A 26392-nucleotide genomic window follows, 5' to 3' on the forward strand; every position below is an offset into this window, starting at 1 on the left:
ACCCCTGCTGTATTAAACTAATTTATTTCAATTGTTACATCAACAATCCTCCACTTCGTTCAGGATTACATAAGCATTCCTCCACACACGTGAAGTGTTTGTCCTGTAACATAAGCTGACATATCAGAAGCTAAGAAAACCACCGCGTTAGCAACGTCGATAGGTTGTCCTCCTCTTTTCAATGGAATAGAATTTCTCCATTCTTCCACTACTTTTTGGTCCAAAGCACCTGTCATCTCTGTTTCGATGAACCCGGGAGCAATGGCATTACAACGAATACTTCTTGATCCCAATTCCTGTGCAACGGATTTTGTAAATCCGATCAAACCAGCTTTAGAAGCCGCGTAGTTTGCCTGACCTGCATTTCCGCTTACACCAACTACAGATGACATATTGATGATAGATCCCGAACGTGCTTTCAACATCGGACGTTGAACCGCTTTCGTAAGGTTGAATGCAGATTTTAAATTCGTATTGATTACTTCATCCCACTGCTCTTCAGTCATACGCATCAAAAGCGTGTCGCGTGTAATCCCTGCATTATTTACAAGAACATCAATTGTTCCGAATTTCTCAACTACATCATCAACCAGTTTTTGTGCCTGGTCAAAATTCGCTGCGTCTGATTTAAATCCAACAGCTGTTCCTCCGTTTGCTGTTAATTCAGCCTCTAAAGCACGCGCTTTTTCTTCTGAAGACAAATAGGTGAATGCAACTTTTGCACCTTGTTTTACACACTCTTCTGCAATTGATTTACCTATTCCTCTGGATGCTCCGGTAATTAATACAACTTTATTATCTAATAATCCCATGTATAGTTTTTTGGTCTTCAAATATAGGAAAGGTTTCCTTTATACACACGAAATGAATGGCGAACTTATCCGCAATGAAACGTTTAAAACAGTAGGGACGTAAAATTTTGCATCCCTACTTTTTCTATTAATTAAAGAAATCCCACGAAACTCCAAATCGCAGCTGAAGCGGCGTCACCGGGTAACCTACTCCTTCGAAATTGGTTGGTTTTACAAATGTCTGCTCAATATTCTCTACCCGGACAAACCATCTGAAGTATCCTAAGTCAAACTGACTGTAAAAATGCAGTTTCATCATATCGTTGAATTGTCTCAACGAATTGACGAATGTGTAAGTATTCATTTGCGGAACGAAATCCAGCAACTGATAGTGGCTGATATAACCGATTTCAATTCCGGTTACTGTTTTTAGTTTTTTAGCCTTGAACAATCCGCCATTGTAAGCAATACGTCCGGAGAACATCCAGTTTGGAAGCAGATCGCCTGTACTTTCACGGTAACTTGCTCTTCCCTGTACCAATAATTTCTTGTATGAGTATTCAAATCCTGCCTGTATTCCCAATACATTTAAGGAGATCAACGTATCTTGCCTCCATTTGTTCTGAATGAAAACCGGCATTTTGGAGTTGTTTTCCACGAAAGCCTGGGCAAAGAACGGAACAAAACGATTTTTATTCGTCCAACTCACATTTAAAGCACTTTTAGTGAATAGTTCTTTATTCGTCCAATTATAAGCCAATGTATTTCCGTAATAAGCACGCTGGTAATTTTGCGGATATTTCCTGCTGAATGATCCACCTGCAGAAAATACATTTGTTCGGAAAGTTTTTTTTGCTTCCGCTGTGATTTGGGTTTCCCCATTCGCACCGACAAAGGTATAATTAGCTGCCGCGTTAAGCATATATCCTTTGATGTTCATGTCCAAAGCCGCAAAACCATGAATTTCCGTAGTATCCTGGTGTACCAGCATATTGTCATAATCCCAGTACCTGGCCCCTAGTCCGGCCTCGATATTAAATCCCCGGTTCTTATAAAACACACCACCGTTCATTTTTAGAGAAGCTAATTCCCAGTAATCTACAGTGCTTAAAGAGTCGTAATTGTAGAAACCATAAATTCCCTCCAATGTATCTGTTTCGAGGTAACGCAGGTTTTGAATATCTAATCTCGGTTGCAGGAGTAACCCGATCTTTTGCAAAGAATCTTTGGTGAATGAAATGTAGTTCTTCCAGTCGATGTGAAATTCTTTGATCTTATTTTCAGTATTCGATTTATCTACTTCCTGGAACTGCAGGGCAAATCCCTCCCGAACAGAATCGCCGATCGTTCCATTGCTCAAACGATTGTTGCTTCCGTAGAAAGAAACATCCAGGATAGTTCCGTAGTAGCGCGAACGATGCATAAGCATCAGCTGTGCGGTGTTGCGTTCAAAACTGGAATTCCGGAGATTACCTGCCGTACTGTTACGGATATAATCAAACTGGATAAATGTATTTGAATCAATTGCCTGTGTATAGGTAATTTTTCCAAACTGGGCAGACTTAGACCCCATGGAATATTCGAATGCAATGTGCGGAATGGAAGAAAATCTTCGCAATTGAGGTTTTACCCAAACGGTATTCAAATCGGCAAATGAAAACCGGAACAGAAAAGGATTAAAGTCTCCCGGGAGAGTGTGCTGATACGTTGCCAGGTTTGCATCTACCGAATCCAGCCTGCCGGAAATCCGGTGTCCCGGTTTTAATGAGTCCTGGAAGTAATTTCCAAAGGGGGATTGGGCCAGGCCGGAAAGCTGGCAGAAGGCAACGATGAGTAAAAACAAAGCCCACTTCTTCATGAAACTTTATTAAAACACAAAAAGGTCTTATCGCCATTTGGCAGACAAGACCTTCTCATTCTTGAATGATTTTCTTATAATTTATTCACAGCAACTGTCAAGCCTGATTTCAGGTTCGCAGCCTTGTTTTTGTGAATGATATTACGCTTAGCCAATTTATCCAACATAGAAACTACTGCAGGCAATAATTCGCTTGCTTCTTTCTTATCTTTCAAAGAACGTAGCTTACGTACTGCATTACGAGTTGTTTTGTGTTGGTACTTGTTACGCAAACGCTTAACATCGTTAGAACGAATTCGTTTTTGTGCTGACTTGTGATTTGCCATTTTTTTCTTTTATTACAAACTAAAATTTGCAGCCCATAGGAGAATCGAACTCCTGTTTCCAGGATGAAAACCTGGCGTCCTAACCACTAGACGAATGGGCCAACTAAGTTGGCAGCCCATAGGAGAATCGAACTCCTGTTTCCAGGATGAAAACCTGGCGTCCTAACCACTAGACGAATGGGCCGTTTTTGAATTTCGGAGTGCAAATATACTTGGATTTTTCCTATTTGCAAGCTTTTCAAATGCTTTTTTTCTAAAAAATATCAGTGTCCTCAGCTTCAAATTTGAAACCCAGACGTTTACCGGTTGACATTTGACTGTTCGCTTCGATCTCGTGCATTTGGAAAACGGTCACTTTTGACACGATTTCATAAGGCGGAGTCAGCAAATCGAAGTCTAAAGCGTACGCAAATGACACGTGAATAATGTTGGTAAGGATTGCATCCGTAAGGACGGAATTGGTCAAATCACGGAATAAAAAGCCCAGCTGCCCCTTTCCTTCAACCATGAAATGTTCGTCCTTATTGATGAAAATACGCCCGATAAGATACCCCAGATCATTTCCCCGGTTCTTCAAATAAGATTCCGCCAGGAAATTATAAACATTGATAATCCCGAAGTAACCGCGGGTCTTGTCTTCCTTCAGATAATCGGTCTGCCAAAGCGGATGTTCGTCGGGCAGTTTGAATACATTGGTGTGCATTTGAAAAACAAGTACATCACTCCCGATATAAACCTGAACCTGGAACTCCCCTTTATATTCGACGTGTAAGCGGATCCTGCTGTCATCAATAGAGGCCCGAAGCGCTCCGATTTCCGCTAATAAATGTGTTTTAAAGCGTTCAAAATGATTTTTGGTATCCTGGAAAATATCTTGTTTTAAACCGGCTTTTCGGACCAAAATTTCCTGTATGACTTTTCGTGATTGTTCCATGTTCATGTTGTTTCGTATCCGTAAAAATAAAAAAGCCGGAATCAAAATCCGGCTTTTTTATGAATTCTAATTGAATTCTAATATGCTTTCGCAAAAACCACACGTCCTTTTGACGGTGCTCCCGTAACCATGCATTTACCGGGTTCTGAAGCAATATCGATAGGAATACAGCGAATGGTTGCTTTTGTTTCTTCTTTGATCTTAGCTTCTGTTTCTTTTGTTCCGTCCCAGTGAGCCATGTAGAATCCGCCTTCTTTTTCCAGTTTCGTTTTAAATTCTTCGTAAGTATCCACCTGGTGCATATTCTGATCGCGAAATTCATTTGCTCTTCGAAGCAGATTTACCTGGATTTCATCCAGTAAAGAACGAATTGAAGTGCCGATGTTATCGATATTCATCGCGTATTTTTCTTTCGTATCACGACGAGCGATCTCCACTACTCCGTTAGCCAAATCTCTTGGTCCGATAGCCATACGAACCGGAACTCCTTTTGCTTCGTATTCGGCAAACTTCCATCCCGGACGCTTTTGATCGTCCGCATCGTATTTCACTTTTATCTTCAGCTCTTTCAATTCAGCAGAGATTTTTGCAACCGCTTCATTGATCATTTGCAGCTCCTCGTCTGTTCTGTAAATCGGAACGATAACCACCTGGATCGGCGCCAATGCCGGTGGTAAAACCAATCCTTCATCATCCGAATGGGTCATAATCAAAGCCCCCATTAAACGCGTAGAAACTCCCCAGGAAGTGGCCCACACATATTCCAGTTTCCCTTGCGCATCACTGAATTTCACCTCAAAGGCTTTTGCAAAGTTCTGACCTAAAAAGTGAGATGTTCCCGCTTGAAGGGCCTTTCCATCCTGCATCATTGCTTCAATACAATACGTATCATCTGCTCCTGCAAAACGCTCGCTTTCTGTTTTATGTCCTTTAATGACCGGCATAGCCATGTATGTTTCTGCAAACTCGGCATAAACATCCAGCATCTGTTCTGTTTCGCGGATTGCCTCCTCTTTTGTAGCATGAGCCGTATGTCCTTCCTGCCATAAAAATTCGGATGTACGCAAAAATAAACGCGTTTTCATTTCCCAGCGAACGACGTTTGCCCACTGATTAATCAAAATCGGCAGATCGCGATAGGATTGGATCCATTTTTTGTATGAGTTCCAGATGATTGTCTCGGATGTCGGGCGTACAATTAATTCCTCCTCCAGCTTCGCATCCGGATCAACAATAACTCCACCTCCATTCGGATCGTTCTTTAGTCGATAATGCGTTACAACAGCACATTCCTTTGCAAAACCATCTACGTGAGAAGCTTCTTTGCTCAAATAGCTCTTGGGAATGAATAAGGGGAAGTACGCGTTCTGGTGACCGGTTTCTTTGAATTTTGCATCCAGGATGTCGCGCATGTTTTCCCAAATAGCATAACCATAGGGCTTGATTACCATCATTCCTTTAACATCCGAGTGTTCTGCAAGATCAGCTCTGGAAATTAAATCATTATACCACTTTGAATAATCTTCGGCGCGAGTAGCGTACTTCTGTGACATTTTTGAGTATGTTAAATTTTAAGAATAAAAACGTAAAATTAGAAATAAATCAGCTATCTTTAATCAAACCTTTTAATCTTTATCATCATGTACAAAGCATTAAAATTCGGAGTTTGCCTGACAACTGTTGTGTCTCTTGCAGGATGTAGTTCTTCTGAGCATTTCATGCAGGATGACGTCTACAATACGCGTACTCCTATCATGCCTCCGGGAACGGATTTGAATGATGTCACCGACTACGCTACATTTGTAGCAAAGAAAGAGCAAACAGAAGTGCCTCAGGAGCGTACAACTTATGTTTCTCAGCGTCAATACTACGATTATTTCTATAACAGTCAGTATGTTTTCTACGGATACTCTCCCTATTCTCCAATTACGGGCTTAGGTTATTACGGATACAGTAATTTCTATACGCCGTATTACTTCATGGGTTACGGGTACGGATACGGTTACAACGGATTTGGAAATCCGCATCCTTACGGTTATAGCAGCGCATATGTCAATCCTTATTATCCTTACGGACAATCTTACTACGGGAACACCTCCTGGAATTCTCCTATAAGTAAACCGGGAAGCACACCGGGGAACTTGTCGAGTGCACATGCCGGGACGTCTGCAGGAAGAATGGGTTCATCAAACACGGGGACAGTGTATTATGAAAATAAGTTGATCGCAAAACCATCGAATCGCGGATTTGCGGTTAGTGGAAGAAATACCGTGGCTAACTCATCACCTGTTATTACCAATTCAGGAAGTAACGGCAGAGTTTCGACAACTTCTTCGAGACCAAGAGAATCTGTCCGACCGGTAGTCGCAGGCCGTACATCGACCGGGGAAAGAAGCGGTACATATACCCGTTCAGAGTCAAATTCAGGTATCAGTAACCGCTCAACAGGAGAAAACAGAACAATTAATACAAATTCCACTACACGAACGAGCTCTCCAACTATTAGAAGCAGCAGCGGCAGCTCCGGAAGAAGTGTTAGCTCACCAAGTCCAAGTTCAGGAGGTGGATCAAGAAGTGGTGGTAGACGTTAAAACAACTAAATGAGATTTCAACTAACTTTGGCTTCAGTTCTTACCGGAGCCTTTTTTGCGTTCGGACAGAGCGAGGTAGATGTGTACAGATTATCAAACACTTACGTTCAGGGATCTGCAAGGTTTGATGCTATGGGCGGTTCTTTCGGTGCTTTAGGTGCAGAAAGCGGTTGCATCGGCATTAACCCGGCAGGATTCGGAAGGTCTTCTGTAAGTTCATTTTCCTTTGGTGCTTCGGGTACAACTATGAAAACTACTTCCCATTTCAGAGGGAATGGTGAAGCCGTTTCAATGGGAAATTCTTCCATGGATGATTTTAAATTCCGTATTCCGAATTTGGCAGGAACTGTTGTAAGTGATGTGTCCAGTTCAAATTCAGGATTGATTTATACGCAGATTTCTTTCGGGATGAACCGGGTAGCGAATTTTAATAATTCATTCAATTATGGCGGTCAGCAATTTGAATCTTTGCTGGATGTATTTGCTTCACAGGCATCAGGAATCGACCCGATTGATCTTTACAACTACGAGCCATATACATCTTCACTAGCCTACCAAACTTACACCATTGATCCGGATGCGAACAACGATTATTACCCGAGACTGAATTCAGGAGATGTCATACATAATCGCACGGTTCTAAATAGCGGAGGAATTAATGAGTTCTATGTTGCACTTAGTGCCAACTACCTGGATAAAATTTATTTTGGCGCCTCAGTCTCATACAATACGCTCAATTTTTCCGAATCGGTTATTCACAAGGAAACACTTATGGACACCAGCGGAGTTTCCCTTCGTTCCTTTGTTTATCAATATGATTACAAAACAAAAGGTGGTGGTACGAATTTAAAACTGGGAGCCATTTTTGTTCCGACCGACTGGTTCCGTGCAGGTATTGCCATCCACACTCCTACTTTCTATCAAATAACCGATGAAGCTACTGCAGATATGCAGGCTGTGCATAATTACGGGAAAGAAGTAGTAGATCCAAGCTTTATTCCTGCTTACAAATACAAATACAGGATCTGGACCCCGACCAAATTTGTAGGGTCTTTTGGTTTCGTATTTGCAGATAACGGCTGCATCAATGTGGATTTGGAATATTTGAATTATGGCTGGGGAAGAATAAAGTCTACCAATGATGAAGCATATCTTGCCAGTGATTATTCCTTTCAGAACAACACCATCAAATCTCAGATGGTGGACGCATTGAATATCCGCATTGGCGGTGAATGGGCTATCAATAATACTTTTTTTATTCGCGGAGGTTATGGGTATTATCCAAAGGGAGACACTTTAGCCAGAAGCTACGGAAACTCTTTCAGCCAAACAATCAGCGGCGGCTTGGGTTTCCGGATCAATCGCGTCTATCTGGACCTTTCGGTACGTTACTTAACAACAAGTTCCGTTTATAAAGCGTTTTATGAAAGCCGTACAGATTTGGACATCGTAAATACGACATTCAATATCGGAATGCAGTATAAATTCGATTACAAGTGATTGTAATCTTTAATTGCTTTTGAGAAATCTGTTTTGTCTAATTTCGAATTGATCCATGCCGGAAGGTGGAAATAATCAAGGATAACCCGCTCCTGCTGGTCTTTCATTAATTCAGCCACTTCTGTTTTCATTTTCGAAAGTATTTCATTTCGCTGCGTAATATTCATACTCTTTGCCAGCTTTCGCAGGTGCTTGATCACTACATTTTCGATTTCGTAATCACGGTCATGCTTACTCAGGTAGCGGTTCGTTGATTTGATAACATATTCCAGGAAGTCATAATTTTCAAGCTCCAAATGGATGATCAGGTTGAAAATACGCGCAAAACTGTAAATGTCCTGTCTCAAACGCTGTTCATTATCATTCAAGACCTCATTTAGTGTGGAAAGCGCTTTTTTGTAATCACCGATACCAAAATAGGTATATGCCTGATTATAGCTGAACAAAATATTTTGTTCCTTCGAAACTTTATCGTCCAGGTCGCGCAATCTTATCCGAACTTCATCGGCTAATTTGGCGGAGGCTTCAAAATTTCCTGTGGCATGGTTTAATGCAAACTCTCCGTTGTAAGAAATCGTGAAAATACGCAGGGACAAATCCGTAGAGTTAAAACCCTTATTTCCTTCCAGGGAACGGATTTCGTTAACAACATTCGTTGCTTCTTTGAATTGCTTATTATCTATGTAACAGCGTAGTAAATGAGAAAGTGTCAGGATATAACGCTGGCCCAAATCCTCTTTTATCAGCGGATTATTGTCCAGGATATCTTTTGTGCGGTTAAAAAACTGGAAACTGTCTTCGTAATTCCTGTTTGTTGCAGCACACAATCCTTTGATGTAGTAACACATCGAAGAAGCGCGCGTTGAGAGCGCCGTATTCTTTCCTTTAATCAAATGATAATCGGAAATGTCTTCTACAATTTTTCGTTCTTCTTCATTCCTGGTGAATCCTCCGGAACGGAATATTAAATTGATCTTTGAATAAATAACCTGGTATTCTGCCAAATTTCTCAGTTTAGCAATTACAAGCTCTTCCTCTTCTATGATATCATCGAGGTTCCTTGAAAACTCACCGTCTTCATAAGCCGCTTCCAACAGCTTTTTCTCCCAGGCAATCAATTCGTACCAATAATAAAACTCTTCGTGTTCGATAGCCAGACTTTTTGCGCGCTGAACAAACTTTTCACACTCTTTATAAAGTGCTTTATTGTAAAGAATTTCCACGTTTTTCAACTCCTGTTTCAGGATGCTGGAAGCAGATTGCTCCGAGTAATAAACACGTAAACTTTTTAAGATAAGCCGGTATAAATGATTTTTCTCAGAAGGCAAATGTTTTACAAAAGTCTCATTCTGAAAGAATTCCTTTAAATCTTCTTCTCTGTACGCACCTTGCTTTTCTATAAAATCAAAAATTTTCAGGTAGTTCTTCTCGCCGGATTGTAAAGCCGAAGAAAGTTTAAAAAAACGCTTCTCAGATTTCGTCAACGACTTGATTAATTTGTACAGTTCGTTTGAAGGTTTCATAATACAGGAGTTTCTCAAATTTAACAAAATCTTTTAATCCTAGCTTTTTTTTTAAAACAATTTGACTTCTTCCGGGTAATGAATCTGAGGAGGTTATGTCTTTTAGCATTGAAATCCTAAGAGAAAGATCAACTGGTTTAAAGTTCAAACGTTCAACTACTTTTTATTTTAACTTTTTGAACACTTAAACTTTTGAGCTTGTTTCAAATAAAAAAAAGGTTGCATAACACAACCTTTCACAAACAACAACAATAAACTTCAACGCAGCTAAACTAACGAAGAAGGATCTTTTGTCCTTTTTGGACAGTTACTTTTTCGGATGTGAATCCGTTCATTTTCACGAGGCTTTTTAACTTGATCCCTTCTGCCTGGGAAATCTCGATCAACGTAATATCTTTTGAAGCAGTGTAAGTGACGTCTTTGCAGCGGGACCTGCTTCTTTTCGGTTCGATGTACACAATATCACCCGGCTCCAGCATGTCTTTTTTATCAACGAAATTGTTGTATTTATACATCTGCCACATTGCCAATTCGTATTCCTTAGCAATTTTGTAATAAGTATCCCCTTTTCTTGCGACTACAAATTTCACATCATTCTTATTTTCTTTTGCAATGTGATTTTCATATTTCAAACATGCTTCATCGATCTTCATGGAAGAAACCGGCTTGTTCACGGCAGATTCTTTGGGTTTTGTTTTTGAACCTGTACTTTCTTTTGCATTAGTTGCAAGCAATTCAGTTCCTTTTGCTCCCGGAGCAGTTTTATCATCGTATTCATACAATCTCAAACGCTCAATCAGATCAATCAGTTTTTCCGCATATTCCGGATGAGTTGCATAACCTGCTTTTTTCAATCCTTTTGCCCAATTTTTGTAATCATCTACCGGAAACTGAAACAAACCTGCATAACGCGGTTTCTGTGTAAGAAACAAGCTGTGGTCATTGTAAGAATCCGTTGCAGTGGGGTACTTTCTAAAACACTCGCCCTTCGCATCATCATCAAAATAAATCTTCTCGCCTGTCCAGTTGCTGCATTTGATCCCAAAGTGGTTATTGGCTTCGGTTGCAAGCGGTGAATTCCCACTTGCACTTTCAAGCAGTCCTTGCGCAAGCGTAATACTCGCAGGAATACGGTAAGTCAGCATGTGCTCAACAGCCACATTCGACCACATGTTCACATAATCTGTTTGTGTCATTTTTGCGGGAGTTCCTCCTCCAAAAGCGGAAAAAGAAATTCCAAATCCTACAATTGCTAAGCTCTTCATCATATTAAAAGGCATTGAATTCTCTCCAGAATACGCAAAAGTATAAACTTGGTTACAAAAAATGTTGAAAACTTTGAATTCAATTGTTAATAACTCTGCTATCCCGGATATTCAATGGGTTGAAATGTTCAAATAGTTCAAAACAAATACTTCCTTAAAAAAAAGCATTTTAAACTTTTTGAACACTTGAACCTTCTTGCCAGGAAAGAGAATTCAACCAGGCGCAAGTGTCTACTCCATCCGCAAAATCAGTGATGTCCGGGGCCTGAGCTTTCCCAAAAGGAATAAAACCGTGGCCAACAACCGCCTGAAGTTCTTCCTGCAGTTCGTCGATCCGTTTCAGAACATCCGATTTATTCTCGTAAAATTCATAATAGATCACAGATAAAGGTGCGTGAAGTCCTTCATCCTCTTTCAGCATAAACACATTGTTATCCAGGAAAGGAATTTGGTTCATTAAGTAAACGGTGCGATTGTAATCGTAGTTATTACCGTATTTATGATGCTGGATCAAATATGCCTGGTCCAGAAAGTTTTCAAAGATTCGGTTGAGATTAAACCCAGCAGGAAGAAACAGTTTGGAAACATTGCGGCATCCCATCCCGAAGAAATCAAAACAATCGGAACTAAGCAGACTTAACTCCTCATTTGTTTCCGAACCATCCAAAATTGCAACTGAAGTTCTGTTTTTTCTAAAAAGGTGCGGAACATGTCCGAAATAAGTTTCAAACTGAGCTATTGAGCTATTGCTTCCTGTTGCGATAACGGCATCATACGCTTTTATTGGTCCCAGGGAAATCCGGATGTATTCTTTTAAATCCGGGTTCCATTCATACATCCATTCGATGAGTTTCATGGGAATGCGTGTATCGGAACTGCTTAATTTGCACAAAGCCTTATTTCCGGTAATCAGTACGCAAAGCAAATCATGAAATCCTACAAAGGGAAGGTTTCCGGCCATGATCAGGGCAATTGTTTTCGGTTTAGAGGTAAATTTATAACCATTCGAAAACTTTTCAAGCGATTCTTTTTCAGTTAAATGAATGATTCCGTTTAAAGCTTTTATACAATTCTCTTTGGTAAACCACGGATTTATCTGGATTTCTTTATTGATTAATCGCTGAAAACTTTGAAATTCATCTTCCGTTAATCCACTTTCATAACCCGGCCATTCTTCATTCTGAGTAAATGCACTTAATGCTTTTCTAAGCTGACCGAAAATCTCAATTATTGCTCTCTTTTCCACGGTGCAAAGTTAAGTTCTCCGGTAGGAATTCCGTTATTTTTTTGAAATATTTCAATGTTTAAACCGGAGACCTGCGTATATTTGCACAAAAAAAAGTCTCTTATGGCAATCATGATTACAGACGAATGCATCAACTGCGGTGCATGCGAACCGGAATGTCCAAATAACGCAATCTATGAAGGAGGCGCTGAATGGACTTATGCGGACGGCACGTCATTAAAAGGATTGATTACGACATTGAATGGTGAAGAGGTTCAGGCGGATGAAAGTTTTGAGCCGAAAGACATGGATGTTTATTACATCGTTACAGATAAATGTACCGAATGTGTAGGTTTCCATGATGAGCCTCAGTGTGCTGCAGTTTGTCCGGTTGATTGCTGTGTGGATGATCCTGACTATCGTGAAAGCGAAGATGAGCTGCTCGCGAAAAAGGATTTCATGCACTTGTAAAAAGGGCGAATTATCCTTAAATTGTAACACATTTACTTTTTTGGCGTTTTAGTGTTATGAAGGTTTCATTCTGTTTAATAGCTTCACTTTTAATTTCACTCCAATCCCTGGGGCAATTTGACGCGTATTCGAGGGAGAACGAACTGGCACTCCTGCTGGACTCTATTCGCGGGTCGAAAAACAATGCAGGTAAAGAGAACTGGAACAAAGAGTTTAAAAAACTGATCGAACAGACACTCCACGAGCCGACCGTTTTCGACATCACATTTACAAAACTAAGAACACTTGGTGTTATTGACAGTCCGGATAAATTGGTCCGTATTGTGAACTGGAATGTAGAACAGGACGATGGAACACAAAAATATTATGCTTACGTACTTCATCGAAACTCCTTAAAAGACACAAAGCACAAAGTAATCGAATTAATCGACAAATCTTTTTTATTAACTGCCAAACCGGAAGAAACGCTGGCAGCCGACATGTGGTACGGCGCTTTGTATTACCAAATCATTCCGGTAGAGAAAGCAAACAAAACGTATTACACGGTTTTAGGCTGGGATGGCGGCACAAGAATGAGCAATACCAAGCTGATTGATGTGATTGCTTTTTCCGGCAACAGCTTAAAACTGGGGTACCCACTCTTCAAATCGGGAAGTACAACCATGAAACGCCTGTTTTTCGAACACTCGGAGCGTTCCGTCATGTCTCTGCGCTATGAACCTGAATACAAACGCATTATTTTCGACCATTTAATGCCGGAAACCCCAACCATGGTTGGTTTTTATGAATTTTACGTTCCGGACATGTCTTACGATGCATTTGTCCTGGAAAACAATCGATGGATATTGAAAGAAGACGTTGTCGGGATCAATAAAAAAGACAATATTGTTTCAGTTGCTTCTGTTGACAAAAACGGAGAAGTAACGGTATCCTCCACTCCCGGCAAATGGATTGATCCTACCGGTGAAGGAAAAGGTTCTGCAAACGATGTTCACGTAGCAGTCATGCCCGATTCAGATGCTTTGAACACAACCGAGGAAAGCAAGAAGCCAGTTAAAAAGGACAAAAAAGAGATGACTGCACTGGAAAAATACGAATTAAAGAAGAGGCACAAAAAGGATGAAGAGCCTCCTACAACACTCAATTCGGGCAGGAAAAAGAAGCCAAAAAAGTAAAATTACGGCTCAAAATTTTGTATATCAATAATAAACATCCATATTTGCTTTGCTGCAACCCTTAATAAACTATGCAAAACGAATTGGATTACGACTCTCAGCGAGAAGTCTTTACTAAAATTGTCAAGGCCGGCAAACGCACTTATTTCTTCGACATCAAAGCTACAAAAGGCCAGGATCACTACATTACCGTTACAGAAAGTAAGAAGGTAAATATCAATGGAAAAGAAGCTTTTCAAAAGCACAAAGTTTTTCTTTACAAGGAAGATTTTGATAAATTTTCAGAAACCTTACTTGAAGTGATGAATAAAGCCAATGAACTCAATGCCGGAGAAAGTTCAAATCCTTCCTATACGAGTGATGTTCACTTTGAGGATCTATAAACTTTGAACAATCTTTCAACATCCTGCTCGTTGAAAAAAATAGCAGGAAAAAATGGCGTTTAGGTCATTTCAATAACTTATCTTTATCCACAAATTTACAGTGCTCTTATGGGTAAAATTATCGCAATAGCGAATCAAAAAGGTGGTGTTGGCAAAACAACTACAGCAATTAATTTGGGTGGATGTTTTGGTGTTTTGGAGTACAAAACATTGCTGGTCGATGCCGATCCGCAGGCAAATGCTACCTCTGGAGTTGGACTTGATCCAAAAAACTCCCGCAACATTTACGATTGTTTGATCAATGATGTACACCCGTCAGAATTGATTATTCCAACAAGTAATCCTAATCTGGACATTATCCCTTCCCACATCGACCTGGTTGGTGCTGAGCTGGAGATGATCAACATGCCGAATCGTGAGCAGATGCTGAAGCAGGCGCTTGACAAAGTGAAAGATCAATACGATTTCATTATTATCGACTGCTCTCCTTCCCTGGGTTTGATTACTGTAAATGCCCTGACAGCAGCAGATTCTGTAATGGTACCCGTTCAATGTGAATACTTTGCATTGGAGGGCTTGGGGAAATTATTGAATACGATCAAGATCATTCAGGGGCGTTTGAACCCTGAGCTGGAGATTGAAGGAATTGTTCTAACAATGTACGATACGCGTTTACGCCTGGCAAACCAGGTTGTAGAAGAAGTGAAAACACATTTCCAGGATTTGGTTTTCGACACGGTAATCCACCGCAACACGAAATTGGGAGAAGCTCCAAGTTTCGGTGAAACCATAGTCATGCACGAGGCTACCAGCAAAGGGGCTATTAATTATTTGAATTTCGCACGTGAAATTCTTCAACGAAATGATTTAACAAAAATCGGTAATAACGACAAACAATTTCAAGTAGGGAATGACATCTAATCCGAAAAAACGTTCAGCTTTAGGAAAAGGATTGGGAGCTTTATTGGAAAGTTCTTCATCAGATAACAGCACAGCAACCGCACCAGCGGTAACTCCGACTGCCGTTTCAGGCGGCGTGGCATTGATTCCGATCAGTTCTATCGAAGCGAATCCATTCAATCCGCGCACAAATTTCGAGAAAGATGCATTAAACGAATTGAAAGATTCCATTGCAATTCACGGGATTATCCAGCCTTTAACAGTTCGAAAACTGAGTAAAGATAAATATCAGCTGATTTCCGGTGAAAGACGTTTTCGTGCATCTCAGTTAGCAGGATTAGAAGAAGTACCGGCTTACATTCGTGTTGCGAATGATCAGTCCATGCTTGAAATGGCTTTGGTTGAAAACATTCAGCGTGAAGACCTGAATGCAATTGAAGTGGCTCTCTCCTACCAGCGATTGATTGATGAGATTGGTTTGACACAGGATCAATTATCTCAAAAAATATCGAAAGGAAGAACAAGTATTACCAATCATTTACGCTTGCTGAAACTTCCTGCCGAGATTCAGCTTGGCGTGCGCGACAACCTTATTTCAATGGGACATGCACGTGCATTGGTATCTTCAGGAGACGAAAACCGTCAATTGGATCTATACAGGCAAATCATTGATTTCCAGCTTTCTGTTCGCGAGATCGAAGAACTGATCCGTACAAACACTTCGCGCACCAGTGAAGAAACACCAAACGTACCGAAAACAGCTTCCACTCCGGAACTGTCGACTATACAGGAAGTTTTCAAAAATCACTTAAGCGACCGTATTTCTTCGAAAGTAGAGATTAAGAAAACACATTCGGGAAGCGGTAAGATCTTGATAAACTTCTCCTCTGAGGTGGATTTAAATCGAATCATCGAACTGTTGAACAAAACGCAATAATGCACAAAATCGTTGGTGTTTTCATTTTAGTTTGGTTTTCACTTTATGTAAACGCCCAGGATTCTCTTGCTGTTGCTTCTCCGAAGGATTCCGTTAAAACACATTCCTGGAAAAGGGCTTGTCTTTTCTCTGCTGTCGTACCTGGCTCCGGTCAGATTTACAATCACATCGCTATGCCGAAAGGCAAGAAAAAGGCCTATTGGAAAGTTCCGCTGATTTATGCCGGACTGGGAGCAACCACCTATTTTGTGGTTAAGAACAACATGCTGAAGAACGATTATCGTGCAGAGTACGAATCCCGTAAAGTTGGCAATGCGCCCGGGAATTTCCTGGAATACGACGATCAAAGTCTGCTTTCTTTATACGCCCAGCATCGAAACCGGCGTGATTTTGCCATATTGGGAATGGGACTTGTTTATATCTTGAATATTGTGGATGCTGGAGTTGAAGCTCATTTTGTCAATTTCGACATCAGTGAAGATTTGTCACTCTCCATTCATCCCACAACTTATTTCCCGAATGCTTACGGAGTTTCTTTTCAATTTAAATTTCGTTAAAAGTTAAATTCAGAAGCTGAAAACAGTATTTTTGCGCTACATGAAAATCGGACTGATCGGATACGGGAAAATGGGAAAAGCGATTGAGCGCATTGCTCTGGAACGCGGACACTCCATTGTTTATAAGGTAGATTCCAAAACAACTATTGACCAGGTTGACTTGAGTCAGGCAGATGTTGCAATAGAATTCACTCAGCCGGGATTGGTGATCAAGCATATTGAGACTTGCCTGGAGCAGAAAACTCCGATTGTTGTCGGAACAACAGCCTGGCAGGACCAATTGCCCTATGTTGCTACTTTAGTAACCGAGAAAACAGGTTCTTTGCTTCACGCATCTAACTTCAGTGTCGGAGTAAATATTCTTTTCAACATCAATGAAAAACTTGCTTCCCTGATGAATCCGCATCCGGAGTATAAAGCACAAATTGAAGAAATCCATCACATCCAGAAACTGGATGCTCCGAGCGGAACAGCGGTTTCCCTGGCACAGGGTATTCTTCAGAATAATCACAATTATACTTCCTGGAAATCAGAAACAGGTTCCTGGCCGGAAACTTCGGAGCACGAGCTTCCGATACAGGCTTTGAGAGAACCCGATGTTCCCGGAACACATACTATTTCATATACTTCAAACGTAGATACTTTAACCCTGAGCCACGAAGCACATTCCAGAGACGGATTTGCCCTTGGCTCTGTCATTGCAGCTGAATTCCTACACGGAAAAAAAGGAGTTTACACCATGCGCGATGTACTAGCATTTTAATTCAACCCTATGAACGTACTTTATTATTTCTTGTTCCTGCTTCTTATCCATCCGATCATTTCTTTGTGGTGGAAATCTTTTGAACGAATGGGAGCTAAATCCTGGCAGGCATTTGTACCTGTTTACAATTATTACCTTGTTTTCAAGTTCGGAGCAGGTAAACCATGGTGGTGCTTGTTGATGTTCATTCCCGGAATTCATATCGTGATGTGGATGGTAGCAAATGTTTCCTACATCAGAAGATTCGGATTTTATTCCATTGCAGATACACTTCAGGGAATCTTCTTTCCTTATTTAATCTTATGGAAGATCGCAAACGATCAAAATTTACCGGCGCTTACTCCTACCAACTGGGCAAGTCCTGTTGAAGCTGCAAAAAGAGCAAATAGCGATCACCTTGCATTGTTTCTGGCTTTGCCGGTTATTGGGCATCTTGTTGCATACGTTTTTTCCTTCCGCTCAAAAAGAATCGGAAAGAAATCTGCGATCAAAGAATGGGGAGACTCTATCATTTTTGCACTGGTTGCAGCGAGCATTATCCGTACATACGTTTTTGAACCATTCCAGATTCCTACAGGTTCCATGGAGAAAACCTTATTGGTCGGGGATTTCTTATTCGTAAACAAATTGGCTTACGGACCGAAAGTTCCTGTTACGCCTCTCTCCTTCCCTTTGGTTCACAACACCATTCCCTGGATCAATGTAAAATCCTATATGGGAATCGAAAAAAGCAATTACTACAGATTGCCCGGATTTGGAAAGGTAAATCGTTACGATGTGATGGTATTCAATTATCCGTCCGGAGATACTGCGATTTATGATCCCCGCGTGCCAAATGGTTTGATGGGACACGACTACCACCAGGTTGTAAACAGCGAGGCTTTGTGGTATTGGTTCCAGGAAGCATCACAAACACACCGTGAAGCTTTCCAGACTCTTCAGCAGAAAGCCATGACAACCGGGGAGAATGCAGAAACCCTGATCATGGATAGTTTGGGTGGCGAATTTATCCAAAACGTTGAAAAATGGAGAAACAAGGCAAGAACAGCAATTGCAAGCGGAGTGACTTATTCTCGCGGAGGAATGCCTGAAAAAGGATTGAACTACATCGAACATTACGGGGTCATTTACAGACCTGTTGATAAGCGTGAAAACTACATCAAGCGATGTGTGGCAATTCCCGGAGATGAAATCGAGATTAAGAACTCTGTTTTGTATATCAACGGAAAGCCGGCGAAAGTATTCCCGAATCAAAATATGGCTTACACAATAAACCCTTCAGGAGAACCTTTATTGGAGCGTTATTTAACTTCTTTGGGATTATCACAAAATGAGGGCGATTATGTAATGAATGGTAACGGAATAGAAGTTGTATACTTAACCAGTTCAAAACTGGCAGAGTTAAAGAGATTATCTCCGAAAACTTCTTTTGACTTATACCTAACGCCTCAGTATTCGGATAATAAAGCATACAAGCCAACGAATTCCGAATTGATCCGCAACCTGGACAATTTCCCGAAGGATTTTTATGTCAACAATACGGTTAGTGATTTTACGAAATTCAGAATCCCTGCAAAAGGTGCTATCGTTAAATTGACTAAAGACAACATCGCATGGTACCGCAGAGCAATCACTGCTTATGAAGGTCACAAGCTACAGGAAAAAAATGATGGAATTTACATTGACGGTAAGAAAGCAATCACTTACAAGTTTGCCATGAATTACTACTGGTTAATGGGAGACAACCGCTACAACTCTGCAGATTCAAGAGTTTGGGGATATGTCCCGGAAGATCACGTAGTAGGAAAAGCATCGGTGGTTTGGTTCTCAAAAAGTGCATTTACAGGTGTTCGTTGGGACCGCTTGTTTACAAAGATCCAATAATTTCATTCATGCCGGCTGTTTTTCCGATTGCCTATTTTGGAAGCGTTCGTTACTTCCAGGATTTGGTAAAGTTCAAGCAGGTTGTTTTTGAGAATACCGATCATTTACCGAAACAAACCTTCCGCAACCGGATGGTGATTTTAGGTTCACAAGGATCACAGGTGCTCACTATGCCTCTTGAAAAACCCTTCGGATCAAAAACAGCCACAAAAGATGTCTTGGTTTCGTACCAGCAAAACTGGCCTTTGCTCCATTGGAAAGCATTGAAAACTGCTTATGCCTCTGCACCCTATTTTGAGCATTACGCTTCTGATATAGAAAAATTGCTTTTCAAAAAACATCAATTCCTGGTTGATTTTGACCTGGAAATCACGCAATTCTTTTTTGATACCTATCAATTGTCCGTTGATTTTTCGTTCACAGAAAAGTACGAGGCTTCATACCCGGAAGATCACCGGACTTGTGACTATGAAAATTTAAAAATGACCGGAGAATACAACCAGGTATTATTTACTCAAAAGCAATTCAATCCACAGGTTTCTATTCTTGATTTGTTATTCTGCGAAGGTCCTATCGGACGTAGGTTAATCATTTAAGTGCATTTTTCAAAAAATTAAACCATTGAAAAACAGTTATTTATATTTTTTAATGATTTTTTATCTGTTTTTTTTCACCTGATCAGTTGCATTTCAAATTACTTGTTGTATATTTGTTATGATTTAGGTGGTTAGGTTAGGTTGATTAGTGAATGGAGTTAGGACGCCCGTCTTAGCTCCATTTACGCTTTTAGGGCTTTGCCAACTCCACCAGTGTTCCTTTATTCGTTTTTTGATTCTTATATTCGAAGGGTAATCTTTCGCGGTATAGATACTTTTTCTGTGTCGATTCGAATGGACGATAGATGTAATAGACACTGTTTCCCTTAATCTGGATATTCTCCGGGTATTTAAACCGTAATTCAACCGGAAGACTCAATTTCCCCGTATTTGTATCAAAATGCCGCAACTGTGCTTTTCCTGCAAGTTCGTAGTGAATATATATTTCCCCTGTTTCATAATCCTGTATCAAATGCTTCTTCCACCCGTTCTCTTTCGGCTGCAAATGATAATAGATCGGGATGCTGTCAATAAGATCTCCCTGGTAAGAATATTTGAAAAACAAATTCTTGTAATGGTCGAACAGGAAAACCGAATCGTTTCGCTCAAAAATCGGTGCGTAAAGTTCTTTGTAGTAAATGGAGTTGGTGAAATAGTACATCCCAACCCAAACCTCTTTATCAACTCCTGTTTCGTTTTCTTTTTCCTTAGCCCACAATTTTGTCCGGACATCTACCCATTTAAATTCAGAACGGTAAAGTTCCATCATCAGATCATCCTGTACTTTAGCGATTTTGCGGTAGCTTGAATCAACAATATCAAAAGTAAAATAATCAAAGGCCGGATAATTCGGATTGAAATTTGAAAAATAATATTTCGTAAAAGCTGTATCTACAATCGGGGCAATATAAGTCATGTAGTATTCTTTTTCGATTTGCGCTATTTGGATCTGCCGGTTTTTTTGAAGGATTCCGTAAACATTTTTCTCTGTCAGCACATGAGGATTCCCCCTGTAATCGCGGATCAGCTCCTCCCCTTTTTCGGGTAATGGAATTTCTCCCAGCAGATTAGATCCGTCGTAAAGAACCAATTCTGTTCCTTTCTTCAAATTTTTCGGATAGGTTAACAATAGCAGGTTATTGTCCGGCAAAAACTCAAAATCGTTTACAGAAACACGTGTCGACTCGAAAACCGTATCCGGAACTCCTATCGGTTTCACAACCACTTCATCTATTAAACGTTCTTTGGAATAATACATGCGGGCCTGGATAGTTAGCGTGTCAGATGGTTTTCCAGGGAACACTTTTGCAGGAATTTCCTCAAGCAGGTTGAATGCAATATGTTCCAGTTCAAAACGGGTTATTTCCCTGGTTGAAACACGGAAATACGCGGTCCCTTTTAAAGAAGTATACTGAGACCCAACCAATGAATCTCCCTGGTATTGCCGAATATATGCCCTTGAAACAGGATCCCCGTTACTTCGGTCTTTGGTGATGATCCGAACCGTGGTTGTTTGACTAAATGCGGTTGATGAGATTAAGAGCAGAAAAGCAAGGTATGTTATCGACTTCATGACTGTTAATTTCTCTAGAGATGCAGGGTTATCCCATTTTCCATAAAAAAATAGTGGGTACGTGATTAATCACGTACCCACCTGTATTATTACCTGATAATAACATTACAATTTCAAAAGCCAGCCAAAGCTGTCTTCAATTTTTCCTGATTTGAGATCATCCAGATAAGCATGTACCTTCAATGAGAAAGTACGTGTCTCAACCGGAGGAAGGATCAAATCTTCATCCCTGTAACCGATTTTAGCAATATGCGCAATGGTTGCTGCAGTTCCTGCTCCAAATGCTTCTGTCAAACGACCTTCTTTATGGGCCTGCACAACTTCTGCAACTGAAACTTTACGCTCTTCTACAGGCATTCCCCATAACTTTGCAACTTCTATCACCGAACGCTTGGTAATACCTCTAAGGATAGTATCACTTTCTTCAGACGGAGTAATCAATTTTCCGTCGATCACGAACATGACATTCATTGTTCCTGATTCTTCGATGTACTCGTGTGTTTTTCCATCCGTCCAAACCAACTGATGGTATCCTTTCATTTGACCCAATTTAGCAGGATACAAAGCAGCAGCATAATTCCCTGCTGTTTTTGCTCTTCCCACCCCGCCAGCTGATGCTCTTGTGTAGAACTCTTCAATTTTCACATTCACGGGCTCATTATAATAAGCCCCAACCGGACATGCAAAAATTACAAAGCGATACGTATCAGAAGGACGGATACCGATATATTCGTCAGTCCCAAACAAAAAAGGTCTCAAATACAATGAGTATCCTTCCTTATTCGGTATCCAATTACTTTCAATCTCAACGAATTTGCGCGTCAGTTCAACGAATACATCTTCAGGAATAACAGGCATGCACATGCGCTCACAAGATTCTTCGAATCTTTTTGCGTTCATATCCGGTCTGAAGATGGCCACTTCACCACCGTCCATTCTGTAAGCTTTCAATCCTTCAAAAATTGACTGCCCGTAATGGATAACAGACGTAGCAGGGTGCATGGAAAGCGGTCCAAATGGAATAATCTCAGGATCCTGCCATGCCCCATCTTTGTAATCCATGATCAGCATGTGATCGGAGAAAACTCTACCAAACGGCAAGTTATTCCAATCAACAGCATTTAGTTTAGACTCTTTAGTAAGAGTAACTTTAATATTGTCTTGTAATATCATAACGACTAATAGTTATGCGAATATACCTAAATTAGTTGACGATTCCATGCACATCCCAGAAGTAATTCCAATATTTGCAGCAACATATATTCTTAATATAACCAAATTAAAATGCCAGGACTTACAACACTTTCATTGAAAAACCATTCAATGAGAAAACTACTTCTTTGCTTTTGCCTGGTTCTCGTTTCTTCCGTTCGTGTTTTCGGACAGACGCATTCCTTTAGCGGGAATATCGGGAAATATCCCATATACCTGGAATTCACGATTGATGGAGCCTCAGTCGAAGGGTATTACTTTTATAAAAACAAACTGGTTGACATTTCATTATCCGGCAGTCATAAATCCGGATTAATTACACTGACTTCCAAAGATGTTTATGGCGAATATGCTGAAGATCCTGAGGTTTTTAAGTTTAAATGGCCCGGTAAACTCATTGAGGGAACATGGACTTATAAGGGAAAAACAAGTTCTCTAAAGCTGATACCGCTGACTGCAAAAGAAACGAGCAGCCCGAAATGTGCTAATCCCTATTTCAAAAAGGAGGCAGCTGATTTGAGTGATCTGAAAAAAGTGAAAATAGGACTTTTTAAATTAAAGCAAGACGGACCTGTCACCATCATTAACACTATAAAAATCAGACCGTTCACAGAACTACTCACAGGTATTCATCTTTTCCGTATTGATTCGGGAATGGTTGCAGAGAAACAGAAAGAAGCTAATTTGTACTTAGAATATTTGCAGCTTTCAGAATTTCTGACAAGCCTGGAATGTGCTTCCTACTCTGCTTATGGTTCTGATTATGATTTCAGCGTTTCGAATATCTCGGTTTCCAACGACCTGATATGCTTCTCTGTTTTTACAGCATTCTACTGTGGCGGTGCACATCCTGACGAAATGAATTACGGGGTTAATTTTGATCTAAGCACCCATCAAAAAATAAGTCCTTCCGACTATTTGATCGAGGGGAAAGATTCTGAATTTGAAGAACGGATTTTCACATATTTGTCCCGGGAAAACCCCGGATACTTTGATGCTGAACTACCTAATGATGAACTGCAATGTGAATACAATAACCAGGAACTATGGACTGTCGATTGCGAATTCACTTTTACGGTCGAAGGATTAAAACTTCTTCCGTCATTTCCCCACTACAAAGCTCCCTGCCTGGATCCTGAATGGGCTGTAATTCCCTATTCAGAACTAAAAACAGCTATAAAACCTGAATTCTACAGCAAATTAAATAAGTTGAAGCATTAACTTTGTAAACCGATGTCAAACAAAAGTGTTGAAATTCTTTCCAATTATTGGGGCTATTCTCAGTTTCGTCCGCTGCAGGAAGAGATTGTTGATGCTGCTATTTATGGAAAAGATGTATTGGCGCTTTTGCCTACGGGCGGTGGAAAATCAATCTGTTTCCAGATTCCGGGAATTGCCCGTGAAGGAATCACTATTGTAGTTTCTCCTTTAATTGCTTTAATGGAAGACCAGGTAACTCAGCTTCAAAAAAGGGGAATTCGGGCAAAAGCTTTAACCAGTGGTCTTTCATTTAGAGAAATTGACATCCTGCTTGACAATGCCAAATTCGGAGGCGTTGATTTTTTATACATTTCTCCCGAACGTATTCAAACGCGCTTATTCCAGGAGCGGGTCAAACAAATGGAAATCGGGTTGTTTGTAGTTGACGAAGCGCACTGTATTTCCGAATGGGGCCACGATTTCAGACCTGCTTATACAGAGGTTGCGAAATTGCGGGAATTCCATCCGGAAGTACCGATCATGGCTGTTACAGCCACAGCCACTCCAAAAGTCAAGGAAGATATCATTACCCATCTAAACCTGAAAAACCCGGAAGTATTTGAGGCTCCTTTTGACCGAACGAATGTCAGCTATGAAGTTTATCATGTTTCCAATAAGCTGGATGCTATCACAAAATGGATTCACAAGAATCCGGGAGATGTTGGGATTATTTACTGCCAGACGCGTAAAAGTGTGAAAGACGTTATGATCTATCTGCAGGCAAGGAACATCCGGGCAAACATGTACCATGGCGGCATGAATTCCAAAGAGAGAAGTCTTGCTTTATCCGATTGGCTGTCTGAAAAAACACCTGTCATGGTTGCTACGAACGCTTTTGGAATGGGAATCGACAAACCGAACGTGCGTTTTGTGGCTCATTACGAAATCCCCAATAACCCGGAATCTTATTTCCAGGAAGCAGGAAGAGCCGGACGTGACGGTAATCAATCCCGAACTTTTGCTTTTATTGAACCGGCCGACATAGACGAAATAGCGGAACGGGTATTGGCACAATTTCCAAGCACCGACAAGATTAAGCTGATTTACAGGGCCTTATGTAATTACCTAAAGATTGCGATTGGTTCCGGCGAACATGAATCTTATGTATTGCAATTCAATGATTTCGTTAAGAAATTTAACCTGAATATCCAGGAAGTTTACCCTGCATTCAAGCTTTTGGAAATGAACGGAAGTATCTTGTTTTCAGAACAGGGATTAAAAGGTTCGCGAATTAAGATCAGCATTGACAACACGCATTTATATGGGTTCCAATTAAAGAATCCGGTTTTGGACCCGTTGATTACCTGGGTATGCCGGAATTATAGTGACGTTTTTGATTCCTTTTGCGAATTGGATGAAACAGAAGCCTGTAAGCGGCTGAAAATTTCAGCAAGTGAGTTGGAGCGCCAGCTTCGTTACCTGGAGGAACACGGAATTATTGACATTACGTGGCGCACGGATCTCCCGATGGTGACTTTCCTGCACGAACGTTTTCCGGATGATTACGTGGAATTAAAACCGGAGGTTTATCATTTCCGAAAAGAACGTGCTTTGGAACGCATGAACGTCATGAAACGTTTTGTTGAAGAGAGGCACTGCCGGCCACAATTCATTATTTCCTATTTCGGACAGAAAAGTAATCCCTGTGGTAAGTGTGACTACTGCCTGGAACAGCGTTTACTGGAAAAGCATCCGCGACTTGAACTGGAATTGATCGCATTATTAGAAGGTAATGCCATGACTTTGGCTGAAATTATCGCCAGGTTTGACACTTCTTATTCTGCAAAAATCAAGACAACTCTCAAAGAATTGATTAACGAAGAACGGATTACTTTTAGTGAACAACGTTTTTCCCTTCCCCGGTAACTGTTCTTTTTAAATCAATAATCTCGCGCTGTAATTCCTGAATACTCTTTGTGAGTGTTGAATCATCGATACGCATTTCCGGAAGGCTTGGAGAAATATAATTGACGAATTTCCACATTTCCACGATATCGTTCACATTCACATAATAAGGCAGGTATAAAGGATTTGTAGAGCACAATTCAAACGACTGTTGTGTTTCGATAAAGTTGTTGACGATTTTGAAAACAATCCCGTCATCTTTTGTCACTACGATACATGGGGTACCGTTTCGGATGCTTCCCCAATTCTGAATGTATTCAGCTACTACAAAAGAGCCTTCATCTACCGGAGGCATGGAATCTCCCATGATCGGAAACGAACGGTATTTGCGGTTTTTAGACAAGAACGGCAGACTGAATGTCGGAAGTACTTTCAGATAATCCGGATCTGCATAACCTGTTGTGTAACCTGCTCTCGCCTGCTGCGGGATCAATTCGATCATTTCATTGTCATCTGCATCAACAAGCGACGTTAAAACGCGTAAATTCTTTCCGTTGATATCAGCATACAGACCGGAACTGATGGTTGTCCAGTCGCTTTCTGTAAACGTGGAAAAATCTTTGGTGAGCAAATCGTCGATCGGAACAGCATAATACTGGCTTAAAGCAATCAGTGTATCAATTCCGGGTTCTGCAATTTCATTTTCATAACCGGAATAACTGCTGCGTGTCAACCCCAAATCAGATGCTACTTCTTCCTGTGATTTTTTCTTGCTTTTGCGAATCAGTTTTAAATTGTTCCCTAACTTCATGGTGATCAAATT

The 26392-nt window shown here is 40.7% G+C and carries 24 protein-coding genes and 2 tRNA genes; 13 read left to right on the forward strand and 13 right to left on the reverse strand.

The genetic code is table 11. From position 1 onward, the window contains the following. Window positions 1–65: 65 nt before the first annotated feature. From fabG to proS, 7 genes are all read right to left on the reverse strand, one after another. On the reverse strand, window positions 66–812 hold the full coding sequence (gene fabG / locus QZT69_RS06975; RefSeq protein WP_294672230.1) for a 3-oxoacyl-[acyl-carrier-protein] reductase: 747 nt from the start codon (window positions 810–812) through the stop codon (window positions 66–68). 127 nt (window positions 813–939) lie between these two features. After that, complete coding sequence (locus QZT69_RS06980; protein ID WP_294672233.1) at window positions 940–2649, reverse strand: putative porin; 1710 nt, start codon at window positions 2647–2649, stop codon at window positions 940–942. A gap of 74 nt (window positions 2650–2723) precedes the next feature. Further along, on the reverse strand, window positions 2724–2975 hold the full coding sequence (rpsT, locus tag QZT69_RS06985; RefSeq protein WP_294672238.1) for a 30S ribosomal protein S20: 252 nt from the start codon (window positions 2973–2975) through the stop codon (window positions 2724–2726). 29 nt (window positions 2976–3004) lie between these two features. After that, window positions 3005–3076 (reverse strand) — tRNA-Glu (locus tag QZT69_RS06990). Between the two features lie 8 nt (window positions 3077–3084). After that, window positions 3085–3159 (reverse strand) — tRNA-Glu (locus QZT69_RS06995). Between the two features lie 69 nt (window positions 3160–3228). Then, complete coding sequence (locus QZT69_RS07000) at window positions 3229–3909, reverse strand: hypothetical protein (protein ID WP_294672241.1); 681 nt, start codon at window positions 3907–3909, stop codon at window positions 3229–3231. A gap of 77 nt (window positions 3910–3986) precedes the next feature. After that, complete coding sequence (gene proS, locus QZT69_RS07005) at window positions 3987–5462, reverse strand: proline--tRNA ligase (protein WP_294672244.1); 1476 nt, start codon at window positions 5460–5462, stop codon at window positions 3987–3989. 87 nt (window positions 5463–5549) lie between these two features. Here proS and QZT69_RS07010 point away from each other — a divergent pair, with 87 nt between their 5' ends. Together QZT69_RS07010 and QZT69_RS07015 are read left to right on the forward strand one after the other, a co-directional pair. Next, window positions 5550–6500, forward strand: a complete 951-nt coding sequence (locus QZT69_RS07010; RefSeq protein ID WP_294672247.1) for a hypothetical protein — start codon at window positions 5550–5552, stop codon at window positions 6498–6500. A 9-nt stretch (window positions 6501–6509) separates the two neighbouring features. Beyond that, window positions 6510–8000: a hypothetical protein gene (locus tag QZT69_RS07015; RefSeq protein WP_294672249.1), complete on the forward strand. Its 1491-nt coding sequence runs from the start codon at window positions 6510–6512 to the stop codon at window positions 7998–8000. Here the strand turns inward: QZT69_RS07015 and QZT69_RS07020 are convergent. The 3 genes from QZT69_RS07020 to QZT69_RS07030 all read right to left on the reverse strand — a co-directional run bounded on the left by QZT69_RS07020 (window position 7991) and on the right by QZT69_RS07030 (window position 12034). Continuing rightward, window positions 7991–9523, reverse strand: a complete 1533-nt coding sequence (locus tag QZT69_RS07020; protein ID WP_294672251.1) for a hypothetical protein — start codon at window positions 9521–9523, stop codon at window positions 7991–7993. The genes QZT69_RS07015 and QZT69_RS07020 overlap by 10 nt on opposite strands. Before the next feature lie 272 nt (window positions 9524–9795). Next, window positions 9796–10791, reverse strand: a complete 996-nt coding sequence (locus QZT69_RS07025; protein WP_294672253.1) for a glucosaminidase domain-containing protein — start codon at window positions 10789–10791, stop codon at window positions 9796–9798. A gap of 166 nt (window positions 10792–10957) precedes the next feature. Then, the gene (locus QZT69_RS07030; protein ID WP_294672257.1) at window positions 10958–12034 is read right to left on the reverse strand and encodes an acyl-CoA reductase; all 1077 of its coding nucleotides are present in this window, start codon (window positions 12032–12034) and stop codon (window positions 10958–10960) included. A gap of 102 nt (window positions 12035–12136) precedes the next feature. Here QZT69_RS07030 and QZT69_RS07035 point away from each other — a divergent pair, with 102 nt between their 5' ends. The 9 genes from QZT69_RS07035 (at window position 12137) to QZT69_RS07075 (ending at window position 19679) form a co-directional block, all read left to right on the forward strand. Next, entirely contained in the window at window positions 12137–12484 is a 348-nt protein-coding gene (locus QZT69_RS07035) for a 4Fe-4S dicluster domain-containing protein (RefSeq protein ID WP_294672260.1), read from the forward strand. A gap of 56 nt (window positions 12485–12540) precedes the next feature. Then, window positions 12541–13659: a hypothetical protein gene (locus QZT69_RS07040; RefSeq protein WP_294672264.1), complete on the forward strand. Its 1119-nt coding sequence runs from the start codon at window positions 12541–12543 to the stop codon at window positions 13657–13659. A 71-nt stretch (window positions 13660–13730) separates the two neighbouring features. Then, entirely contained in the window at window positions 13731–14042 is a 312-nt protein-coding gene (locus QZT69_RS07045; protein WP_294672267.1) for a DUF3276 family protein, read from the forward strand. A gap of 108 nt (window positions 14043–14150) precedes the next feature. Continuing rightward, window positions 14151–14963 carry a ParA family protein gene (locus QZT69_RS07050; protein ID WP_294672271.1) on the forward strand — a complete coding sequence of 271 codons (813 nt, stop codon included), beginning with the start codon at window positions 14151–14153 and terminating at the stop codon, window positions 14961–14963. Further along, a complete protein-coding gene (locus QZT69_RS07055) occupies window positions 14953–15879 on the forward strand; it encodes a ParB/RepB/Spo0J family partition protein (RefSeq protein ID WP_294672275.1) in 927 nt (308 codons plus the stop codon). Before QZT69_RS07050 ends, QZT69_RS07055 begins: the two co-directional genes overlap by 11 nt. Further along, entirely contained in the window at window positions 15879–16436 is a 558-nt protein-coding gene (locus QZT69_RS07060; RefSeq protein ID WP_294672277.1) for a DUF5683 domain-containing protein, read from the forward strand. Before QZT69_RS07055 ends, QZT69_RS07060 begins: the two co-directional genes overlap by 1 nt. 40 nt (window positions 16437–16476) lie before the next feature. Continuing rightward, window positions 16477–17199 carry a 4-hydroxy-tetrahydrodipicolinate reductase gene (gene dapB / locus QZT69_RS07065; RefSeq protein WP_294672280.1) on the forward strand — a complete coding sequence of 241 codons (723 nt, stop codon included), beginning with the start codon at window positions 16477–16479 and terminating at the stop codon, window positions 17197–17199. 9 nt (window positions 17200–17208) lie between these two features. Beyond that, window positions 17209–19083: a S26 family signal peptidase gene (locus QZT69_RS07070; protein WP_294672283.1), complete on the forward strand. Its 1875-nt coding sequence runs from the start codon at window positions 17209–17211 to the stop codon at window positions 19081–19083. An 8-nt stretch (window positions 19084–19091) separates the two neighbouring features. Then, on the forward strand, window positions 19092–19679 hold the full coding sequence (locus tag QZT69_RS07075) for a WbqC family protein (RefSeq protein ID WP_294672285.1): 588 nt from the start codon (window positions 19092–19094) through the stop codon (window positions 19677–19679). A gap of 190 nt (window positions 19680–19869) precedes the next feature. Here the strand turns inward: QZT69_RS07075 and QZT69_RS07080 are convergent, their stop codons facing one another. Continuing rightward, the gene (locus tag QZT69_RS07080) at window positions 19870–21252 is read right to left on the reverse strand and encodes a hypothetical protein (RefSeq protein WP_294672288.1); all 1383 of its coding nucleotides are present in this window, start codon (window positions 21250–21252) and stop codon (window positions 19870–19872) included. Window positions 21253–21357: 105 nt separating this feature from the next. Then, entirely contained in the window at window positions 21358–22425 is a 1068-nt protein-coding gene (locus QZT69_RS07085; RefSeq protein ID WP_294672291.1) for a branched-chain amino acid aminotransferase, read from the reverse strand. 150 nt (window positions 22426–22575) lie between these two features. Between QZT69_RS07085 and QZT69_RS07090 the strand changes: the two genes are divergently transcribed. Together QZT69_RS07090 and QZT69_RS07095 are read left to right on the forward strand one after the other, a co-directional pair. Then, window positions 22576–23685 (forward strand): hypothetical protein, encoded by a 1110-nt coding sequence (locus QZT69_RS07090; RefSeq protein ID WP_294672293.1) that lies wholly within the window; start codon window positions 22576–22578, stop codon window positions 23683–23685. Between the two features lie 12 nt (window positions 23686–23697). Beyond that, window positions 23698–25590: an ATP-dependent DNA helicase RecQ gene (locus tag QZT69_RS07095; protein ID WP_294672295.1), complete on the forward strand. Its 1893-nt coding sequence runs from the start codon at window positions 23698–23700 to the stop codon at window positions 25588–25590. Here the strand turns inward: QZT69_RS07095 and QZT69_RS07100 are convergent. Then, on the reverse strand, window positions 25559–26380 hold the full coding sequence (locus QZT69_RS07100) for a helix-turn-helix transcriptional regulator (RefSeq protein WP_294672297.1): 822 nt from the start codon (window positions 26378–26380) through the stop codon (window positions 25559–25561). The genes QZT69_RS07095 and QZT69_RS07100 overlap by 32 nt on opposite strands. Between the last annotated feature and the right edge of the window lie 12 nt (window positions 26381–26392).

This window comes from uncultured Fluviicola sp. (genome assembly GCF_902168135.1).
In the GTDB taxonomy this organism is placed as follows: domain Bacteria; phylum Bacteroidota; class Bacteroidia; order Flavobacteriales_D; family Crocinitomicaceae; genus Fluviicola.

Coding starts and splice junctions, on each gene's coding strand:
- QZT69_RS07100 (WP_294672297.1), bottom strand. CDS start 26,380: ATGAAGTTAGGGAACAATTTAAAACTGATTCGCAAAAGCAAGAAAAAA.
- dapB (WP_294672280.1), top strand. CDS start 16,477: ATGAAAATCGGACTGATCGGATACGGGAAAATGGGAAAAGCGATTGAG.
- QZT69_RS07025 (WP_294672253.1), bottom strand. CDS start 10,791: ATGATGAAGAGCTTAGCAATTGTAGGATTTGGAATTTCTTTTTCCGCT.
- QZT69_RS07060 (WP_294672277.1), top strand. CDS start 15,879: ATGCACAAAATCGTTGGTGTTTTCATTTTAGTTTGGTTTTCACTTTAT.
- QZT69_RS07045 (WP_294672267.1), top strand. CDS start 13,731: ATGCAAAACGAATTGGATTACGACTCTCAGCGAGAAGTCTTTACTAAA.
- QZT69_RS07070 (WP_294672283.1), top strand. CDS start 17,209: ATGAACGTACTTTATTATTTCTTGTTCCTGCTTCTTATCCATCCGATC.
- QZT69_RS07010 (WP_294672247.1), top strand. CDS start 5,550: ATGTACAAAGCATTAAAATTCGGAGTTTGCCTGACAACTGTTGTGTCT.
- QZT69_RS07035 (WP_294672260.1), top strand. CDS start 12,137: ATGGCAATCATGATTACAGACGAATGCATCAACTGCGGTGCATGCGAA.
- QZT69_RS06980 (WP_294672233.1), bottom strand. CDS start 2,649: ATGAAGAAGTGGGCTTTGTTTTTACTCATCGTTGCCTTCTGCCAGCTT.
- QZT69_RS07015 (WP_294672249.1), top strand. CDS start 6,510: ATGAGATTTCAACTAACTTTGGCTTCAGTTCTTACCGGAGCCTTTTTT.
- fabG (WP_294672230.1), bottom strand. CDS start 812: ATGGGATTATTAGATAATAAAGTTGTATTAATTACCGGAGCATCCAGA.
- QZT69_RS07040 (WP_294672264.1), top strand. CDS start 12,541: ATGAAGGTTTCATTCTGTTTAATAGCTTCACTTTTAATTTCACTCCAA.
- QZT69_RS07085 (WP_294672291.1), bottom strand. CDS start 22,425: ATGATATTACAAGACAATATTAAAGTTACTCTTACTAAAGAGTCTAAA.
- QZT69_RS07020 (WP_294672251.1), bottom strand. CDS start 9,523: ATGAAACCTTCAAACGAACTGTACAAATTAATCAAGTCGTTGACGAAA.
- QZT69_RS07055 (WP_294672275.1), top strand. CDS start 14,953: ATGACATCTAATCCGAAAAAACGTTCAGCTTTAGGAAAAGGATTGGGA.
- QZT69_RS07095 (WP_294672295.1), top strand. CDS start 23,698: ATGTCAAACAAAAGTGTTGAAATTCTTTCCAATTATTGGGGCTATTCT.
- proS (WP_294672244.1), bottom strand. CDS start 5,462: ATGTCACAGAAGTACGCTACTCGCGCCGAAGATTATTCAAAGTGGTAT.
- rpsT (WP_294672238.1), bottom strand. CDS start 2,975: ATGGCAAATCACAAGTCAGCACAAAAACGAATTCGTTCTAACGATGTT.
- QZT69_RS07090 (WP_294672293.1), top strand. CDS start 22,576: ATGAGAAAACTACTTCTTTGCTTTTGCCTGGTTCTCGTTTCTTCCGTT.
- QZT69_RS07080 (WP_294672288.1), bottom strand. CDS start 21,252: ATGAAGTCGATAACATACCTTGCTTTTCTGCTCTTAATCTCATCAACC.
- QZT69_RS07075 (WP_294672285.1), top strand. CDS start 19,092: ATGCCGGCTGTTTTTCCGATTGCCTATTTTGGAAGCGTTCGTTACTTC.
- QZT69_RS07000 (WP_294672241.1), bottom strand. CDS start 3,909: ATGGAACAATCACGAAAAGTCATACAGGAAATTTTGGTCCGAAAAGCC.
- QZT69_RS07050 (WP_294672271.1), top strand. CDS start 14,151: ATGGGTAAAATTATCGCAATAGCGAATCAAAAAGGTGGTGTTGGCAAA.